Source organism: Streptosporangium nanhuense (genome assembly GCF_059358815.1).
Window position 1 is genome coordinate 682014 of record NZ_JCADBG010000002.1, and the last position, 17218, is coordinate 699231.

Genomic DNA, 17218 nt, shown 5'->3' on the forward strand with positions numbered 1-17218 from the left:
CGCTCAGACGGGAGCCCGGTAGACCTTCACCCAGTCGACGTACATGCTCACCGTCGGGGGAGTGGAGCGGTTGCGGCACGGCGACCACTCGTTGCACGTCACGTCGTTCTGCAGCGTCAGGTGCATGGAACGGCTCCGCGGCACGTTGGGCCCCCGGTAGTCCCACACCTTCCTGCCGTCCAGCCAGAACGTGAGTCGCCCGGGCAGCCAGTCGACCGCGACCGTGTGCCACCGGGTGAAGTCGGCCCTCATCTGCCGCTGGGCCTGGGGCCGGTCGCCGCGGTGCACGAAGATCCCGCCCGACCTGCGGCCCGGGTCGATGATCTCGGCGAAGTCGACCTCGGCGTACTCGCCGCCGCCCTGGTCGGACGGCCAGAGCAGCGCGACCGGGGTGTAGCCCGCGCCGCGCTCGGCCCGCAGCCGCACCTCCCAGCGCCCGTACCGCTGCGCGCTCCGGGTCGCGACGCCCCCCGAAAGGTCCCTGCCCCCGTAGAAGCCACCCTTGAGCCGCAGCACGCCGCCGCCCACGCTCGTGGCCCGCCCGGTGCGCGGGTTGGTCTCGGCGCCGGGGGAGTGGTAGACGACCCATCTGCGGCCGTCGACGCGGGTGCCGTCGAAGTTCTCCACCAGCACCGGGGCGCCCCAGCCGGGCGCGGCGGACGGGCTCGCCTGCGCGGACGCGGACGCGGCCGGCGAGGAGAGGGCGAGGGAGGCGGCCAGGACACCCAGGAACGTGCCACGAATCGACATGGGGACATCAAAGCAACGATCGCGCTCCAGTAACAGAGGTATCCCGTTTTCGCATACGTCCCAGGAGTGCGGGGGGTGCCGTGCCGGCCCGGCTGTGTCACGATTCCGCACATGAACGACGTTGACGCCGTACGACGGGCGCTGGCCCGGCTGGTGGAGTCCGGTGAGCTCCGCGCCGAGCAGGTGGAGCCGGTCGCCCTCGCCGTCGGCGAGGCGCTGCGCGAGCCGCGATCCGCAGAGCGGGTCAGGTGGAGCGAGATCCTCGCCTACGTCGGCGGGGGGCTCGTCCTGGCCGGTGCCGCGGCCTTCGTCGCCCTGGGCTGGGACCGGATGACCCAGCCTGCGAGGATCACGGTCCTCGCCGCGGTCACGCTCGTCCTGCTGGCGGTGGCCGCCGGGCTCGGCCGGGCGGCGCGGTCGGCACAGCCGGCGACCGGCAGGACGGCCGCCGTGCAGGGCAGGGTCGCCGCCACGCTCGCCGCGCTGGGCTCGGCCACGGCGGCCCTGTGCGCCGGGGTGGCGGTCGACCGCCAGGAGGTGCTCGTCGCCGGCGTGGCCGGGCTGGTGGTCGCGGCGGCGGCCTACGCGCCGCTGCCCACCGCGATCGGCCTGCTGGCCTGCGGCGGGTTCGCCCTGGTCGCGCTGACCGGCCTGATGGACGCCTCGGCGGGGGAGGGCCCCGGCTGGGGCCTGGCCTACGTCGCGCTGGGCGTGCTCATCCTGCTGGCCGCCCTGGCCGGGCTGCTCGTCCCGCGCGACCTGGGACTGGGCATGGGCGCCGCCATCGCGATCTTCGGCGGCCAGTGGCCCGTCCTGTGGGACGGAGGCGCCTGGGGATACTGGCTGACCGCGCTGATCGCGCTGGCCTGCCTGGCGCTGTACGGACACCGGCGCACCTGGGTGCTGATCGTCAGCGGCGTGGCGGGGCTGACGCTCGCCGTCCCCGAGGCCGTCTGGGACTGGACGGACGGGGCCGTGGGAGGCGCGGTGATCCTGGTCCTGGCCGGCGCCGTCCTGCTGGCCGCCAGCGGCCTGGGCGTCGTCCTGCACCGCCGCGCGACCCGGCCGTAGGCGGTCGCCGGAAACCTCGGGTGAGAAAACCCGCACACGAAGGTCTCGGACGCCGAAGCCCAGGTGCGGAGAAGCCCCGCACACGAAAGACCGGGGGCCCTTGGGGGACCCCCGGTCTCGGAGTGTGTTCCGCGCGGCCCGCCGTGCCAGGCCGGCGCGGCGAGCGCGATCAGCGGGCGGATCCGGACAGCGCGGTCTCGTAGACGTGGACGAGCTCCTGGCTGATCCGCTCCCACGAGTAGCGGGACCGGGCGCGGTCGGCACCGGCGAAGCCGAGCGCGGTGCGGCGGGTCGGGTCGGCGAGCAGCTCGCGGGTCAGGCGAGAGGTCTGCGCCGGGCGGTCGGCGGGCACCAGCAGGCCGGTGACCCCGTCCACCACGGAGTCGAGGTGGGCTCCCACCGCGGAGGCGATGACGGGAACGCCGCAGGCCATGGCCTCCAGCGCCACGACGCCGGCCGGGGCCTCCCTGGGCAGCGAGACGACCACGTCGGCGCTGCGCATCAGCTTGGCGATCGAGGCGTGCGGGACGTGCCCGAGAACGGTGATCCGGTCGTCGACGCCGATCTCCTTGGCCAGCAGCATCATGCGGTGCGCGTCGGCGTCGTGCTCCAGGTCCACGGACTCGGGACCACCGGCGATGATCAGTTCGGCCTCGGGAATGCCCTCCAGCGCGCGGATCGCGGTGTGCACGCCCTTGTCGGCGGTGAGCGGGCCGACGTGCAGCAGGCGGGGCCGGGTGCCGCGGGCGGCGGCCGGACCCTGGCGGCGGAACCGCTCGACGTCGACGCCGCACGGGATGACCGAGATGTTGCGGCGCGGCACGCCCAGCCGGATCAGCGAGCTCTCCTCGTCGCCGCACCCGGCGATCACTGCGCTGGCCCGGCGCCCGATGGCCCGCTGCACCCGGACCTTCTTGGCGTCGCGGGAGTTCTCGCTGCTGAACGTCTGGGTGAACGGCACGTTGAGGCCGTTCGCCCCGGCGATGGCGGCCAGCCCGCCGGTCCAGGAGTGGGCGTGGATGACGTCCGGGCGGTCCTGCCCCCAGCGGTCCATCAGCTGGTCGCCGAGGTCGGACAGGTAGGGCAGGACGCTGTCCTCGGGAAGGTTCTGCGCGGGTCCGGCGGTCAGGGTCTCCAGCGTGACGCCCTGCGACACGCGGACCCTGGCCTTCTCCGAGTCGGAGTTCCTGCGGGTGTAGATCGTGACCTTGTGCTCGCGGCCGAGCTCACGGGCGACTGCCATCAGGTGAGCGCGCTGGGCGGCGAGGTCGGACTCGTCCTGGGTGGAGGAGAGAGCCTCGGAGGAGACGAATGCAATGTTCACGGCACACCTCTGGGAGGAGATTAGGCATGGAAAGCCTGTGATTCCTTCAGGGGTGCCTGCGTCTTAGGCACACGTCTGTATGGGCTAACCATACCCTGATCCCCGCCAAAGCCAAACCCTTGACGCGGAGCCGAACTTCTCAATAGGACCGGCTCTGCCGGGACTCCTCGGCCCTGGCGCTCGGGACGTGCAGCTGGATCACGCATCCGCCCTGGTCGTTGTGGATGTCGAGGCGGTCGCACAGCTGCCGGGCGATCCACAGGCCGTCACCGGGAGCGGCCACGGAGCCCGGCGGGAGGAACCCGGCGACCGGATCGGCGACGCGCCCGCCCCGCCGGTCGACGTGACAGGTGATCGCGCCCAGCCGCTCCCACAGCCGTACCGTCACGGGCGGCTCCAGCAGGGCGGCCACCTCGTAGGCGGCGACCGAGAGCAGTTTCGCCCGGTCGTGGCTCAGCCCCATGAAGGACGCGTGGCCGGTGACGAACACCCGCAGGGCGTGGAGCGTCTCCACGCGCGCGGCCGCCGAGTCACCCGGCGGTTCGAGGGGCGGGAAGGAGTCGCACTCACCGATGAAGTCGGCGGGGGCGGCGTACTCGGGGCAGGGCGTCATCGAGAGGCCGTCCTCGGAGACGGTGGGATGGGTGCGCCGGGCGCCCGCCACCACCCCCGGATCCGCCGTCCGCTCGTCGTACGGGCAGATCATCCACACGTTGGTGTCGCGCAGCAGCAGGTTCAGGCCCGACTCCATGCGCTGCCAGGTCCGTACGTCGGCGGGCGCGCGTCCGGCCCACACCGGCTCGGCGAGGATCCGCACGTGCCCGCCGCGAGGGGCCTCGGGCCCGCGCCGCTGCCAGTAGCGGTGGAAGGCGGTGGCACGTTCCACCGTCCGGCGGCCCAGGAACGCGGTCTCCGCGTAGTCGACCAGGCGGCCGTCCCTGCCCAGGGCGCCCCCGAGAAGCTCCAGGTTGGCCGAGGTGGTCGCGACCATCACCGGGTCGCCCTTGGCCAGCCCTTCCCGGACGAACGGCAGCGCCACCGCCAGGAAGCGTCCGTCGGAGCCGTACACCGCGGCCTGGTGGATCGAGGTCATACGAGGCCGCCCCCACTCCGTCGGACACGGGTGCCGCCGGGTGCGGCCCCTCATCGCTCGGTGAGACCGAGAGGTCACCCCGAGTTAGCCAAGTTATACGACACGGAGGGCGAGTATCACGATCTCATCCCAAACTCTCCCGCCGGAGAACGCGTGCCGATCCTCCTCCACGGTCTTGACGACCTCGGCCGGAGACTGCGCCACGCAGCGTGCCAGCACGTCGGCCAGCCTGATCTCGCCGTAGGACTCGCCCAGCTCGTTCTGCGAGGCCACCAGGCCGTCGGAGTAGAAGACCAGGGTCTGGCCGGAGGTCAGCGCGACCTCCTCGGTGAACATCTCCGCCTCGGGGGCGATGCCCAGCGGGACGCCGCCCCCCGCGGTGAAGCGCACCCCGCCGTCAGAGCTCAGCAGCGCCGCGGGGTGGTGCCCCGCGCTGGCCAGCCTGATCCTGCGCGCCTTGATGAACCCGGTCACCGCCATCACGAACATGCCGTTGTGCTGGGCGGTCAGGGCCTGGTTCAGCTTGCGCATCACCTCGCCGGGGTCGGTCTCCCAGACGCTGAGCACGCGCAGGCCGTTGCGCACCATGGCGCTGACCGACGCGGCCTCCTCACCCTTGCCCGCGGCGCCCCCGAGGGCGAACCCCCACCCCTCGCCGGCGCGGAAGACGTCGTAGAACTCCGCGCCGACCGGGCTGGAACCCGCGTTGTAGATGGCCGCCGCCTCGAACCCCGGGATGTCCGGCAGGCTCCGGGGCACCACGCTGGTACGCAGCGCGTCGGCCGCCCGCGAGCGGGTCTGGAAGCTGCGCCGGGCGCGCAGGGCGAGCCCCAGATGGGCGCCGATCTCCTCCATCAGCCCCAGATCGGCCAGCGAGAACGGCTCACGGTCGCGCAGCCGCACCAGGGTCAGCGAGCCCAGCACGCCGTTCTCGCCGCCGATCGGCACGATCAGCGCCGAGGCGGCCCCCATCACCCGCAGCAGCGGCGGGCCGCCGGGGACGTCGCCGAGCAGCCCGTCGTCCTCCAGCATCTCGTGGACCACGCCCGAGCCGCCGGTCAGCACGTGCGCGACGGCCGGCGCGGTCAGCGGGTTCATCCCCTCGGCGAGGCGGACCAGCTGGGTCACCGGCTTGTCGCTCGGGCCGAGCACGCAGGCCCGCCTGGGCATGCCGTCGCGGACCACGTCGGCGATCACCCAGTCGGCCCACTCGGCGGCCAGCAGCCGGGAGGCCCTGGTCACGGTCACCGGCTGGCGCAGGCTCTCCTCGTCGAGCAGCAGGCGGGTCATCCTGGACAGAAGCTCCTGCCGGCGCGCCGCGGCCATGACCAGGGTGGCGTCAGAGCGGTCGGCCGGGCCGTGCGGCGGCCCCGCCACCTGCGCCTCCAGCGGCAGGATCATGACCGCGACCATCTCCTGCGGCTCGCCCGGCATCGTGAGCCGGGTGACGGCCAGCTGCACCGTGTGCGCGCGGCCCTGGTGGGCCAGCCGCGTCTGGAGGGTCGCGGTCTGGCCGCCCTGCTGGACCGCCGTCAGGTGCGAGCGGAACGCCGCCCGCCGCGAGACGTCGACGAACAGCGGGAACGAGCGGCCGATCAGGTATCCCGCGGGGCTGCCGAGCATCCGGGAGGTCTCGGCGCTGATCCGCCGCACCACCCCCGAGGCGTCCAGCACCACCACCGGGATGGGGAAGGTGCGGAAAACCTGCCGCAGCAGCTTGAGCTCCCGCTGCGACCCGCTCTCCCGCTCACCCGACCGTTTGGGCGCCTTGCGCAGCTCGCGCACCGAGGCTTCCAGCAGCTCGCGGGCGGTGTCGAGCTCCGCGAGCGCCGCGTCGAGTGTGGACCGGGGGTCGGCGGGGTAGGCGGACTTCGCCTCGCGCAGGGAGGAGACCCTGGTGGTCAGCGCGTTCAGCGCCTGCTCCAGGGTCTGAAGGCCAATGGCGTCGGTCAATGCTCGTCCTCGTCAGGGGCCGGAGTGGGCTGGTCCCGTCGTAGACGGTACGCCACCCGGTAGGTCGAATCGATGCGCGGTCGGATAGTGGTTAAGTTAGCGACACAGGTAAGGGGAGTCGCGAGATGGACATGGTCACCCCCGTTCTCGCCCGGGACCTCGCGGTCCTCGGCAGGGTCAGCGAGGAGACGTCGAGCGAGAGCGTGCTGCGCGGCCTCACGGCCACCCTCGCGGGCGGTGTGCCCGGTTGCGCGGGCGGTTCGGCCGAACTCTGGCGCGGAGAACGCATGGTCGTCTCAGCTTCCCACAGCGAGCTCATCGTGCTCCTCGACAGCGAGGAGGAGATCGGCGAGGGTCCCTCGTCGGAGGCCCGCGCCACCGGGCGCCACGTGATCGTCCAGGACGTCCTGCGCGAGTCCCGCTGGCCGTCGTACACCGGCATGGCCGTCCGCTGCGGCGTCCGCTCGGTCCTGGCGATGCCCATCGTCATCGAGCACGCCGTCCTGGTCCTCGGCATGTACGGGGTGCGCCCCGGCGCCTTCGCGGCCAGGAACGTCCCCCCGCTGGCGGAGATGCTCGCCGAGCAGGTGGGGGTGGCCCTGGCCAACATGTGGGACTACGACGAGGTCCGCACCGACGCGGCCCAGATGCAGGAGGCCCTCGCCGGCCGGGCGATCATCGACCAGGCCAAGGGCATCATCATGAAGTCCAGCGGCTGCTCGGCCGAGGCCGCCTTCGACGAGCTGCGCCGCATCTCGCAGCACCACCAGGTGAAGGTCGCGGACCTGGCGAAGCTGCTGGTCGAGGAGCACCAGCGCAACCGCGAGGCGAAGAAGGAGGGCTGAGAGCCCCCCACCGCCACCTGTGACGACCGGCCCTTGGGCGAGGTCCGCCGCCCGTGGCGATCGCCCCGGCCGGCCGGAGGCGGTCTCCGGACGGTTCCCGGCCGGCCGGGGCGATCGGCGCTATCCGAAGGCGGCGATCGCGTCGTCGATCGTGTCGTACAGGGGCAGACGCTGGGCCAGACCGGTGATCCACATCACCTTGGTCTTGGCGTACTCCACTCCGATGAGGGCGAACTTGGCGCCCGCGGTGGTGCTGACCTGCCAGTGGTGGACGATCAATCCCAGCGCGCGCGAGTCCATGAAGGTCACCCCGCTCAGATCCAGCGCCATGTCGAGACCGTGCTCGCCGGTCTCCGCCGCCAGGTAGTCGGCGAACTGATCCCTCGTCGTCGCGTCCAGCAGACCCGTCACCCGGATCACGTTGATCCCACTGACGAGCGCCGACGTGAGAGTCAGGGCTGCCGATCTCTCGCCGTTCTCCGACACCGTCACTCAGGGCCTCCTCGTGCCATTCGATTAGCAACCTTACTGTTACCTGGGGGCGAGTAATACTCCAGGATTCCGGGCAATAATGGAATCAGAGGTCCAGCAGAGGGCCTCGCCTCGAAAACTTGGTCGAGGCGATGCCGTCTGCCCGGATGTTGCTTCCGTGGTCGGCTCGCCCGACAGTAATACCAGGGAGCAGCAATGTCTGTTCAGGCACTCGCACTCACCGACATGACCGCCGAGGACCTCCTCGCCGAGATGTCCCTGCCTGAGATCTCCGACTACCGCGCCGAGCGTCTGCGTGAGCGCATCGTCGAGATGCACCGCCACCTCGCCATGGAGATCGCCCGCCGCTACCGCTACCGCGGCGAGCCGCTGGAGGACCTCCTGCAGGCCGCGTACGTGGGGCTGATGAAGGCCATCAACGGCTTCGACCCGACCCTCGGGCACCCCTTCCGCGGCTACGCCGTGGTCACCATGACCGGTGAGGTCAAGCGCCACTTCCGCGACCGCACCTGGGCCATCCGCGTCCCCCGCGTCTACCAGGAGCGCCGGGCCGAGCTGAACCGCCTGGTCTCCGACCTCAGCCAGGACCTCGGCCGCGCCCCCACGGTCGCCGAGCTGGCCGCGAAGATGAACATCTCCGAAGAGGACGTCCTGCTCACCCTCGACGCCTCCGCCGCCTACAGCGCGCTCTCGCTGGACGCCCCGCTCGGCGCCGACGACGACGCCGCGGCCCTGGGCGACGTCATCCCCGACGAGGACGACGCGCTGGGCACGCTCGTGGACCGCGAGGCGGTCAAGCCGCTGATCGACAAGCTGCCGGACCGGGAGAAGAACATCCTCCTGCTGCGTTTCTTCGGCAACATGACCCAGGCCGAGATAGCGGCGGAATTCGGGATCTCCCAGATGCACGTCTCCCGTATCCTGCGGAAGGTGCTTGACCAGCTCCGTGAGGAACTTGTCGCCGAATGCTGAATACACCGCTCGTTACCGGGCACCCAAGTCGGCGACAACGGACGTGGCGTAAGGTGCGTTTGAATGGATCCCGGATGCTGAGGACAACGGCGGACTGGGACAGGGGAGGCGGATCTCGGGTGAACGAGGACGGTGTTCGTCCCGCCCGCTTCACGGCGAGTGGCGGCCGTTCCCCGATGATCCCGGCCGGAGCCGCTGTCGCCGAACTCGCCTTCTGCCTGCCCGACCTCCCCGACGTGCGCGACTTCGCCTCCGCCCAGGCGGTGCGGAGCGGTATGTCCCAGGAGGGCCTCGCCGACTTCCTGGTGGCGCTGAACGAGGTGGCCACCAACGCGGTCACCCACGGTCACACCACCGCCAAGGCCGTGCTGCGGATGTGGACGGTCGGCCGGACCCTCGTCGTGGAGATCCACGACGAGGGTCAGTGGGACCCGGGACCCAACCCGGGGGAGACGCCCCCCGGGCCGCACGCGACCAGCGGCATGGGTCTGTGGGTGGCCCGGATGGTCAGCTCCGACATCAAGTTCGAGACCGGGGCCTCGGGGACGTTCATCACGATGTCGTTCAAGGTCTGATTTTTCGGGATACGCCCGAAGGCCCCGTACAGGGATCGTGGGCGGCGCTACGTGGCCACGTACGCCGCCCTCCGGCCTTTCTCCCTCATTCCCTCACCTTCACCGGCGCGAGGCGCGCACAGCCGCCATCGACGCCGGTTTTCTCATGTCCCGTTTCTTGGGCTTCGCGAGGATCGCTGCCGGAAATTCCGGACAGCAGCCCAGACAGCAGCCCGGACGGCACCACGGAGGGCACCCCTGGACGGCGCCGTCGAGGCTCCACACGCCCTTCGCCCGCTCGCGCGGCCCGTCCGGTTCCCCGGGCCTGGCCCCATCGCCCCTGGCCCCGCTCGGTGCGGTTCCGGCCTCCACGGGCGGCCTGCGCGCCGCCGTAGGGGCCGGGGTCGGGCGCGTGCCCTTCAGGTGTCTCCGTCCCGAGAGGGGCGGACCTCTCGGGTATGAACGTCTCCAGACGGGCGGCCCGCGATGGACGGCGGACTCCGCGGGTACACGGATCTGGCGGGTGTGCGGACGCCTCGTGTGGTGTGGGGCTCGGAGATGCCGGTCCACCGGGGCTTCCGGGGCTTTGGGGCTTCTGGGGGCGGGCAAATGCGAAGGGCCCCGTCCATGTGGACGGGGCCCTTTCCGTTTCGACAGGCGTCCTGAGGAGGGTTCCTCCGGTGAGGGCCGCCTCCGGGGGGTTAGCGCCTACGGCGCCAGCCGCCCCCGCCCCCGGTGGTGGTCCGCGGGCCGGCCGAGCCGATCCCGGCCTGGTGCAGCGCGAGGAGCAGGAGGCCGAGGAGCAGGAAGCCGGTCCCGGTGAGCGGGCCGAGCCTGGTGTTGATCAGGTCGAGCAGGAATCCGAGGCCGAACACTACGGCGGCGGCGATTGCGAGCATGGTTACCTCGTTCCAGCGGAGATGTTCAGGAGCTGTTCCAGAGTCGCCCGGTAGTCGCGCAGGGCGGTCCGGAGGTCTTCGGTGTCGTTCTTCTCGGTGTTCTTCCAGCGTCCCTGGAGCTCGTTGGTCCGGGCCTCCAGCGTGTTCCTCAGCGAGCTCGTGACCTCGTCGAGCAGGGAGTCGGCCCGTTCCACCGCGTCACGCGGGTCGTCCACGAAGCCGGCCTGGACCTCCTGCCAGCGCCGCCGTACGTCGTCGGAGTCCTGATCGAACAGGACCCCGGCGGTGGCGGGCGCGGTGGCGGCGGGCGTCTGCTCGGTCCGCTCGGTGGGGGTGAAGCCCGCGTCCTCGTCGAGCACGTCGTCCGGCCGGTCCGAGGTGTTCTCGGGGAAACCGGGGGTGACCGGGGAGTCCTTGCCGGGCACCGGGGCGCCGAACGTGGCGGTGTCTGCCGGCGTAACCGGGGGAGTGACGGGGGTCTGGGCGTGAGCGAACGGGCTGTCGTTCCTGTCGCTCCTGCCGTCGTCGTCGAGCTCACCCGGCACGTCGCGCCGCTTGTCGTCGAGAGGGGCGTCCGAACCGGTGGTGGTGCCGAAGACGCGCCGGTCGTCGTCCGGCTCGACGACGAGGACGTCGTCACGGTCACCGGCCAGGGGGTCGCGGGTACCGGTGTCCGGGTCGGAGGGCGAGGTGTCCGCGTGGTCGGCGTCGCCGTGGCGCGGCTCCTGGAGTCCGTAGGTCACGTCCCGGTCGTGCCGCGAGGCGTTCAGGTCGTCCTCGTCGAACTTGCGGACCGTCCGGTCGTCGTTCTCGTCGGCCTTGTGGACCAGCCGGTCCTTGTCCGGGGTGAATCGGTCGTTCATGTCAGGTCACCGTCCTTGGGTGTCGCGCCGGGAGGCTCGCTCGGCGTCGTCGGTGGTCTCAGGGGCGGTGGAATCCGCCTGCGGGGCGTTCCGATCGGCGGGAACAGTGGCGCCCGTCCGCCCGGAATCCCCGTCGACGGTCTCTGCCCGCTGGGAAGCCCGGCCGTCGTTGGCAGAGCTGCCGGGGGCCTCCAGCAGTTCCTCGAACAGGGCGCGGTAGTGAACCATGGCCTGCCGGAGTTCCTCGGTGGAGGCCTCCTTGTGGGCGGCCCGGGTGCTGATCTCGTGAGCCTGCCGGTAGTGGTCGAGGGTGCGGCCGTGCGCGACCGACAGGTCGGAGAGCCGCTGCTCGAAGTCCTCGGTCGGGTAACCCCGCTCCGCCATCACGGAGGTGACCAGGTGGTCGGCCTCCGTCACCGCGAAACCGGGAGCGTCCACGAAACGCTCCTGGACCTCCATCCACTTCTTCGTGTAGATCTCGCGAGTCCCGGCGTCCAGGGCGCGGATGTCGAGGGAGCTGAAGCGCTGCTCGCGAGCGATGAGCTCCTGCTCGGCGTCGCGCCTGTTCTCGCGCTCCTGCACGGTACGTTCGTATTCGGGGCCGAAGCGGTCGCGAAGTCGGTGTCGGCGCTGCTGCTGCAGCACGAAATAGCCGACTGCGACGATCGCCACCACCGCGACCACGACGACGGCCACCCAGATCACGGTGGACATGTCTGCCTCCGGTTGTGTAGGCGCTTGTACCCGTGCGCTGCCCTGGGGTCAAGGCTCGAAACCGGTTGCCGACATCTGTGAAGTGCCACCACTCAGGCCGGATTTAATGTTTTGCCAGGGTTTTTCGGGTATTTACTATCCCTTTGCCGTGCCTCCGGCGACGGCCTCCAGGCTCGTGCTCACCTCTCCGCGTGATCCTCGACGCCCTTCGTCGTGTGGTCCTCGTCGGCGCCGGAGGTCTCCTCGGCGCCGACGGCCTTGCGGGCGTCGTTCAGCATCCTCTCGACCAGCCAGTCCCCGGGAGAGGCGGGAACCTCCAGGAATCCCCGGCCGGGCTCGTACGAGACGTCCAAGCCGGAGGCGACCAGCCGCCCGGCCCAGCGCAGCGCCGTGTTCAGCTTCTCGGCGGGGATCACCCGCCCCTGTGCCACGGACGAGAGGTTCCGCAGGTTCGTCGCGGGCCCCGACTGGTTGTGCGCGCGGTCCAGCTTCCACGGGATGGCCCGCGAGTGATCGAGCATCGGTTTCGAGAGGCCGGCGGCCCGCTTCGCCTGCAAGATCCCGGATTCGCTCACCCCGAACCGCGCGGCCAGCTCCGCGTTCGACAACCCCTGCCCGGCCAGTCGCCGCAGCTCCTCCTGGTCGATCAACGCCTTACGCCCCACGTACTCTCGCCCTTCACACGATCGCCTGCTCTCACGGGCGTCGCCGTGTGCGAAGCCCCCTCGATCTGCGCTAAGGTTAAGACCGTTCAGCCCGCGAGGGCGACGAACAACCGGGACGTAGCGCAGCTTGGTAGCGCACTTGACTGGGGGTCAAGGGGTCGCAGGTTCAAATCCTGTCGTCCCGACCAGGTTTTAGCTGGTCGGCAAGGGTGTCACCCGAAAGGGAGGCACCCTTTCTTCGTTCTGAGTGACCAACTGAGTGACTATCGCTCCCGTCACGTGAAGATCCGGTCCATCGTCTCCGCCCCGCCGAGCAGGACCGGGCGGATCTGCTTCCGGTGGACCGCCTCCGTCACGGCGGTCCCGCTGTGGCCGACGAGGCGCGCGATGTCCTCCAGGGGTACGCAGGAACGGCTCGCCGACTCCCAACGCCCCCTACGGGAGGTCATCGCCGCATCACTGCGCGCTGACATCTTGGAGGCTCGCTACACCCCCGGTGCGCCTTTGCCCAGCGAGACCGCCCTATCGGCCCGCTACAGCGTGTCCCGTCCCACCGTCCGGGACGCCGTCAAAGCTCTGGTCGGTGAAGGACTCGTTAGCGTCGTACGCGGACGCGGAACCTTCGTGCGCGCCGGGCCCGACCGCCATGCGATCTTGCTCGGCACTTGGCCCCGCCACGACATCACCGACCCCGAGTTCATCCCCACCGCCCGCCAATGGGGCTGGACCCAGATTCCCGCCCCGCATGCCGACGACGCCGAAGGCCAGCAGATCTACAGCCGCAGCGAGTTCGGTGCCGCCAACCGCGACATCGCCAACACCCTCGGCCTGCGCACCGGCCACACCGTCTTTCACCGCTCCAGCCGATGGCGCCACACCACCACCGGCCTGATCATCGGCATCAGCTCCTACACCGTCCCCGAGATCATCTCTGCCCCGACCGCCACACAGAGTGGTGCCGAAGCCTTCGTCCACGCTTTCGATCAGCCGTCGTTCTACGAGACGATCACCAACGGGCGAGGCCCCACCACCTGGGAGACCACCGTGACCGCTCGCATGCCCTACGCCGACGAGCGCGACCTGATGGCCCTGTCGGTCGGCAGCCCCATCCTGATCATCCGCCGCATCCTTGCCGACAAAGACGGCCGCCCTCTGGAGATGACCGAGGTCAAGGCCGACGCCGAACGCTTCGAGACCGTCTACGCCCGCGAGAATCTCACCAGCGTGCCCGAGGGATTCGACCCCGACATTCACGATCCCGAGCAGCTCCAGGACAAGCCCGATCCCGAACCGACCGGACGCATTCTGTTCCTGCTGTGACAAGTTGTCGTGACTGGCATTGGCTCAGAGTTTCTTTACTGGTTCAAGGCGCCAGCGCTTCGCGCCGTCGCGGGCGGCCCTGCGCCTGCCCGCCAGCCGGGCTGCGGCCCTGGCGGCCGGTCCCGGCTGGCAGCAGCTACGGCCGCCCTCTACACGAAGATCCACGCTTGGTTCTATTTGCTCGTTTGTGCTCCCGTTCAGGGGCATCGCCATGACACTCTGATCCTGTGAATGATCCCTCCACCGAATCTTTCGGGCAGATCCACGGGTCCAGCAGCTCTGAGTCAGCGAAGCAAGCACTTGGAGCCATGGGCTCATCTCGTGAACCTCGCAATAATGCCTACGTGGTTCGTGGGGTCAGTAGTGTCCTGATTTTTCTGGCTGGCCTCGTTGCTTTGTTGTCGGTACTGAATGGAAACGAAAGCTTCGCTACCGTGGCCATCGTGTTTGCGATTATTGGGATCGGGGGCCGGATCGAAGCAGCAATACGACTACGATCCTGAAGCTCAAGTCGTCCCTGCTCAACAGCATGCAGGCATGCAGCTCTAGCAGCCAGGTCCGGCGAACCTCTTCCTGCCTAGCATCCTCTACCCCTAGTGCGCGCTGCCGCCTGCCGCTCCGACCGCCGGCCCAACCGCTTCGCGGCCCCTTCGGGGTGCTATTCGGCATTGCGCCGGCCATCTCCACTCGGTGCTTATCAGGAACGCCTCCATAGAGGTGATCAAGGACTCTGCCGCCCTGCTTCCGGTGCTCGCGCCTGGCGGCACTGCGCTCCGGGTCAGGTTGCCATCGGATAACACGGTTACCGGATCATGGTCATTGCTGGTCGGATACAGCAACGCGACTACGGGAAGGTGCGTTGCCGTACCCGACCAGTGGTCATCGGGTGTCGCCCGTTTCCGGTGCGTGTTTTCCGTGACTGCCTGAAGTGCGGTGGTGGACCTGGATGCGAGCCAGCGCAGCATTGACCGTGCGCCCCAGGTTGCCTAGTTCGTACAGCATCCGGTGACGTTCAGCGTCCTCCCACGCTCTGATGGCCACTCCGATGTCGCCCGACTTACCGGCCGTGACAACGACCTCTTGACCGTTGACGCGCTTGGTGGCTGCATCGCCCAGGATGACCCAGCCGTGCACGGTCACATTTCCCGAGCAGCCAGGATCAGTTTCACCACCTGTTCGGGATGCTCGCTTCTCACCGCCTGAGGACCGGAGCCGTCGCGCAAGGAGACCAGATAGCTGCCCGAGCGCGCCCCCATAGTCACCGTGGCTACGCGCCAGCCCTGCGGACCCTTCACGGTCAGTTCCGGCGGATGCCGCTCCATCCACGACCGGAGCGGAGGCTGGTCGGGCCAGGCAGCCGCACTGTTGGCGAAGAGTCCGAGACTGATCGTGTGGTGGCGGTGAGCGCGGATTCCCCGCTCGATGAGAAGCCGCTGAACGATGGCCAGCGCCTTGTCATGGCTCTCCACCGTCGCCTCGTCAACGACGGGTGGGACGGTTCTACAGTTGTCCACGGGTCGCACCTCCAGTGTGCGGTCAAGGGACCCGTACGGCGCTGAGATCGCCTGCGGGTCCCGCCATTTGCACGGTCTCTCCATCACATCGCCGCAGATACGCCCGCTGACAGTGCGACTAGGGGAGACTGGGGGAGATGAGCGGATCCCCGACTCTCCCCTGAGGAGTACGCGATGCGCGATCTTCCGGGCTGGGCCGTACGGCTACGCGCCGAACGACGGCGACGGCTGTGGACGCAGCGGGACATGGCCAAGCAACTCACCGAGGCTGCGGACGCCCGCACTCGTGAGCGCTTCCCCGAACGAGAATCCCTGGTCCGCATGATCAAGGATTGGGAGGCGGGCAGGCACCAGCCCAAAGACCCCTATCGTGTCCTGTACTGCCGTGCGTTCGGCATCGACGAGGCCGAGGTGTTCGGTGATCGGCAGCCGGTTCGGGACCGTACGCCCGTCGAGGTTCTGAGCGTTCCGATCCCCGCATTGCCATTGCCGACCATCGCGCCCAACGCGGACATGTTCGAACGGATCACCCGCACCCTCCAGCAGCCGAGCCGGGTGGATCAGCAGACCGTTGAGTGGCTGGACACCTGTTTGGCCGAACACCGTAAGGTCGAGGACACCATCGGCTCCCGCCCGCTGCTTGGCATCGTGCGGCAACAGCTCGGCGTGGTGGTCGAGCTTGCCCAGGGCGCCCGCGGTTCGCTGGCCGACACGGTGGTTGACCTGGCCGCCCAGTACGCCCAGTTCGTCGCGTGGATGTCGCTGGACGTCGACGACCAGGCCGCCGCACTGACCTGGTACGACCGCGCGCATGATTGGGCGTTGGAGATCGGTGACGTCAACATGGCCACGACCACGCTCAGCATGAAGGCTCACCAGGCATGGAGTGCGGGCAACGCCCGCAGGTGCGTCCGGCTCGCAGACGCGGCCCGATGGCACGATGGCCGGGTGACGCCGGGTGTGCGGGGGATGGCCGCGCAGATGGCCGCCCGAGGTCACGCGCTCGCCGGTGACGCCCGACCCGCCCGCACACTGCTGGACGAGGCCGAGGCACTGATCCGCCAGGCTGCCGAGCACGCCGACGACGAGCCGGTGTGGATGTACTTCTACGACGAGACGTGGTTCCGCCTTCAGCGCGGCATGACCGAGCTGCAGCTCGGCAACTGGTCCAAGGCGATCGATCTGCTGACGGATGGGCTGTCCGGCCTGTCGGAGAGCTACAAGCGGGATCGCGCCTGGTACGGCTCATGCTTGGCCAAGGCTCACGCTGAGGCCGGCGAAGCGGCGGCGGCCATACAGGTGAGCCTGCCCATCGTGGCCGACGCCGTCGAGCTGAACCGGCACGCGACCAAGGAACTCGTCAACGTTGCGACGCTGCTTACGCGGCGTAAGGTCCCCCAAGCCGCCGACTTGAAGGAAGCTCTCATGGCAGGCCGTACAGATCACTGATCAGTCCGCAACGATTTCGGCTCCCAGGAAATCCGTTTCATGGGGGTCCCAGTCGGCGAAGGCGATACCCGTGATCCTGGTTGCGCGTGCGAACGCACAGGCGATCGGATCGTCAACCCCGTCATCCTCGGGGGTGTGGTCAGGGTCCAGTCCGACAGCACGCATTGAAGCCGTCAGACGATTCGGATCACTTCCCGCGCGATCTTTGAGGCGCTCAAGCGTGAAGCTCGTGATCACGTCACCGTCGATCGCGTATCCGAACATGTGCGAGGCATAGTCATGACGGAGGACGGACACCATTTCCGTGCCCTGGGAAAGCTTGGTCAGCACTTCCCGCAAGGCCCCCCGCCCGCCCCAGGGCTCGACGAGCAGGGTCCAGTCATCGAAACTCGTCGCGCCGACATGGCCGGCTTCCAGGCCGTCAGTCCCCTGGATGTTCGCCATCACACGCTCATCAAGCTCGTCGAAGGTGACTTTCTCGATCGAGTTTGGCTCTGCGCCTAAGCGCGTCAGTACTTCGGCCGGACTCAGGTCCCGGATGAAGGACACGCAGTAGATGTCACCCAATGGTCCATCACCCGAGAGCCAGCCGAATTCCTCGCGAGGGTCTGTCACCACAGCTCCTTTGATCAGTTGCGCAGCAGCGAAATACAGCAACGACTTAGAAGGTGTTTGAGAGCTGATCGTGAAGCCCTCCCGCGAGGGGGTAGGGGTGCAGACATGACACGACGCCCCTTTCT

General features: G+C 69.4%; 19 protein-coding genes, 1 tRNA gene and 1 pseudogene. 8 read left to right on the forward strand and 13 right to left on the reverse strand.

What is annotated here, in order from left to right:
• Positions 1-3: 3 nt before the first annotated feature.
• Positions 4-750 (reverse strand): glycoside hydrolase family 16 protein, encoded by a 747-nt coding sequence (locus AC5L38_RS07750; protein ID WP_495242050.1) that lies wholly within the window; start codon positions 748-750, stop codon positions 4-6.
• A gap of 111 nt (positions 751-861) precedes the next feature.
• Between AC5L38_RS07750 and AC5L38_RS07755 the strand changes: the two genes are divergently transcribed.
• Positions 862-1821: a hypothetical protein gene (locus AC5L38_RS07755; RefSeq protein ID WP_495242051.1), complete on the forward strand. Its 960-nt coding sequence runs from the start codon at positions 862-864 to the stop codon at positions 1819-1821.
• A 169-nt stretch (positions 1822-1990) separates the two neighbouring features.
• Here the strand turns inward: AC5L38_RS07755 and AC5L38_RS07760 are convergent, their stop codons facing one another.
• From AC5L38_RS07760 to AC5L38_RS07770, 3 genes are all read right to left on the reverse strand, one after another.
• Complete coding sequence (locus tag AC5L38_RS07760) at positions 1991-3145, reverse strand: glycosyltransferase (protein ID WP_495242052.1); 1155 nt, start codon at positions 3143-3145, stop codon at positions 1991-1993.
• A 139-nt stretch (positions 3146-3284) separates the two neighbouring features.
• Positions 3285-4238: an anti-sigma factor RsbA family regulatory protein gene (locus AC5L38_RS07765; RefSeq protein ID WP_495242053.1), complete on the reverse strand. Its 954-nt coding sequence runs from the start codon at positions 4236-4238 to the stop codon at positions 3285-3287.
• Positions 4239-4331: 93 nt separating this feature from the next.
• Positions 4332-6191, reverse strand: a complete 1860-nt coding sequence (locus AC5L38_RS07770) for a PP2C family protein-serine/threonine phosphatase (protein ID WP_495242054.1) — start codon at positions 6189-6191, stop codon at positions 4332-4334.
• A gap of 125 nt (positions 6192-6316) precedes the next feature.
• Here AC5L38_RS07770 and AC5L38_RS07775 point away from each other — a divergent pair, with 125 nt between their 5' ends.
• Positions 6317-7036 (forward strand): ANTAR domain-containing protein, encoded by a 720-nt coding sequence (locus AC5L38_RS07775; protein ID WP_495242055.1) that lies wholly within the window; start codon positions 6317-6319, stop codon positions 7034-7036.
• A 120-nt stretch (positions 7037-7156) separates the two neighbouring features.
• On the opposite strand, the gene AC5L38_RS07780 is transcribed toward AC5L38_RS07775, so the two are convergent.
• On the reverse strand, positions 7157-7528 hold the full coding sequence (locus AC5L38_RS07780; RefSeq protein WP_329093567.1) for an STAS domain-containing protein: 372 nt from the start codon (positions 7526-7528) through the stop codon (positions 7157-7159).
• A 195-nt stretch (positions 7529-7723) separates the two neighbouring features.
• On the opposite strand from AC5L38_RS07780, the gene AC5L38_RS07785 reads away from it, so the two are divergent.
• Both AC5L38_RS07785 and AC5L38_RS07790 read left to right on the forward strand, forming a co-directional pair.
• Positions 7724-8500, forward strand: a complete 777-nt coding sequence (locus AC5L38_RS07785) for a SigB/SigF/SigG family RNA polymerase sigma factor (protein WP_495242056.1) — start codon at positions 7724-7726, stop codon at positions 8498-8500.
• Between the two features lie 74 nt (positions 8501-8574).
• A complete protein-coding gene (locus tag AC5L38_RS07790; protein ID WP_362675950.1) occupies positions 8575-9075 on the forward strand; it encodes an ATP-binding protein in 501 nt (166 codons plus the stop codon).
• Positions 9076-9755: 680 nt separating this feature from the next.
• On the opposite strand, the gene AC5L38_RS07795 is transcribed toward AC5L38_RS07790, so the two are convergent.
• The 4 genes from AC5L38_RS07795 to AC5L38_RS07810 all read right to left on the reverse strand — a co-directional run bounded on the left by AC5L38_RS07795 (position 9756) and on the right by AC5L38_RS07810 (position 12195).
• Positions 9756-9953 carry a hypothetical protein gene (locus tag AC5L38_RS07795; protein WP_350967358.1) on the reverse strand — a complete coding sequence of 66 codons (198 nt, stop codon included), beginning with the start codon at positions 9951-9953 and terminating at the stop codon, positions 9756-9758.
• Positions 9954-9955: 2 nt separating this feature from the next.
• Complete coding sequence (locus AC5L38_RS07800; protein WP_495242057.1) at positions 9956-10816, reverse strand: hypothetical protein; 861 nt, start codon at positions 10814-10816, stop codon at positions 9956-9958.
• Between the two features lie 6 nt (positions 10817-10822).
• Positions 10823-11530 carry a hypothetical protein gene (locus tag AC5L38_RS07805; RefSeq protein ID WP_495242058.1) on the reverse strand — a complete coding sequence of 236 codons (708 nt, stop codon included), beginning with the start codon at positions 11528-11530 and terminating at the stop codon, positions 10823-10825.
• Positions 11531-11709: 179 nt separating this feature from the next.
• On the reverse strand, positions 11710-12195 hold the full coding sequence (locus tag AC5L38_RS07810; protein WP_495242059.1) for a hypothetical protein: 486 nt from the start codon (positions 12193-12195) through the stop codon (positions 11710-11712).
• A 111-nt stretch (positions 12196-12306) separates the two neighbouring features.
• Between AC5L38_RS07810 and AC5L38_RS07815 the strand changes: the two genes are divergently transcribed.
• A tRNA-Pro gene (locus AC5L38_RS07815) sits at positions 12307-12383 on the forward strand.
• Between the two features lie 87 nt (positions 12384-12470).
• Here AC5L38_RS07815 and AC5L38_RS07820 read toward each other — a convergent pair.
• Positions 12471-12644, reverse strand: a complete 174-nt coding sequence (locus tag AC5L38_RS07820; RefSeq protein WP_495242060.1) for a hypothetical protein — start codon at positions 12642-12644, stop codon at positions 12471-12473.
• Here AC5L38_RS07820 and AC5L38_RS07825 point away from each other — a divergent pair.
• Positions 12583-12762, forward strand: a pseudogene (locus AC5L38_RS07825) (GntR family transcriptional regulator); the annotation flags it as partial. The gene AC5L38_RS07820 and the pseudogene AC5L38_RS07825 overlap by 62 nt on opposite strands.
• 57 nt (positions 12763-12819) lie before the next feature.
• Positions 12820-13515, forward strand: a complete 696-nt coding sequence (locus tag AC5L38_RS07830; RefSeq protein WP_495242085.1) for a UTRA domain-containing protein — start codon at positions 12820-12822, stop codon at positions 13513-13515.
• 879 nt (positions 13516-14394) lie between these two features.
• Here the strand turns inward: AC5L38_RS07830 and AC5L38_RS07835 are convergent.
• Together AC5L38_RS07835 and AC5L38_RS07840 are read right to left on the reverse strand one after the other, a co-directional pair.
• Positions 14395-14649 (reverse strand): hypothetical protein, encoded by a 255-nt coding sequence (locus AC5L38_RS07835; protein ID WP_495242061.1) that lies wholly within the window; start codon positions 14647-14649, stop codon positions 14395-14397.
• A 2-nt stretch (positions 14650-14651) separates the two neighbouring features.
• Positions 14652-15029 carry a hypothetical protein gene (locus tag AC5L38_RS07840; RefSeq protein ID WP_495242062.1) on the reverse strand — a complete coding sequence of 126 codons (378 nt, stop codon included), beginning with the start codon at positions 15027-15029 and terminating at the stop codon, positions 14652-14654.
• Positions 15030-15203: 174 nt separating this feature from the next.
• On the opposite strand from AC5L38_RS07840, the gene AC5L38_RS07845 reads away from it, so the two are divergent.
• Entirely contained in the window at positions 15204-16478 is a 1275-nt protein-coding gene (locus tag AC5L38_RS07845; RefSeq protein WP_495242063.1) for an NsdA family TPR-like regulatory protein, read from the forward strand.
• Here AC5L38_RS07845 and AC5L38_RS07850 read toward each other — a convergent pair.
• Positions 16479-17218 (reverse strand): DUF6461 domain-containing protein (locus AC5L38_RS07850; RefSeq protein WP_495242064.1); only part of this gene is annotated, 740 nt, incomplete at its 5' end.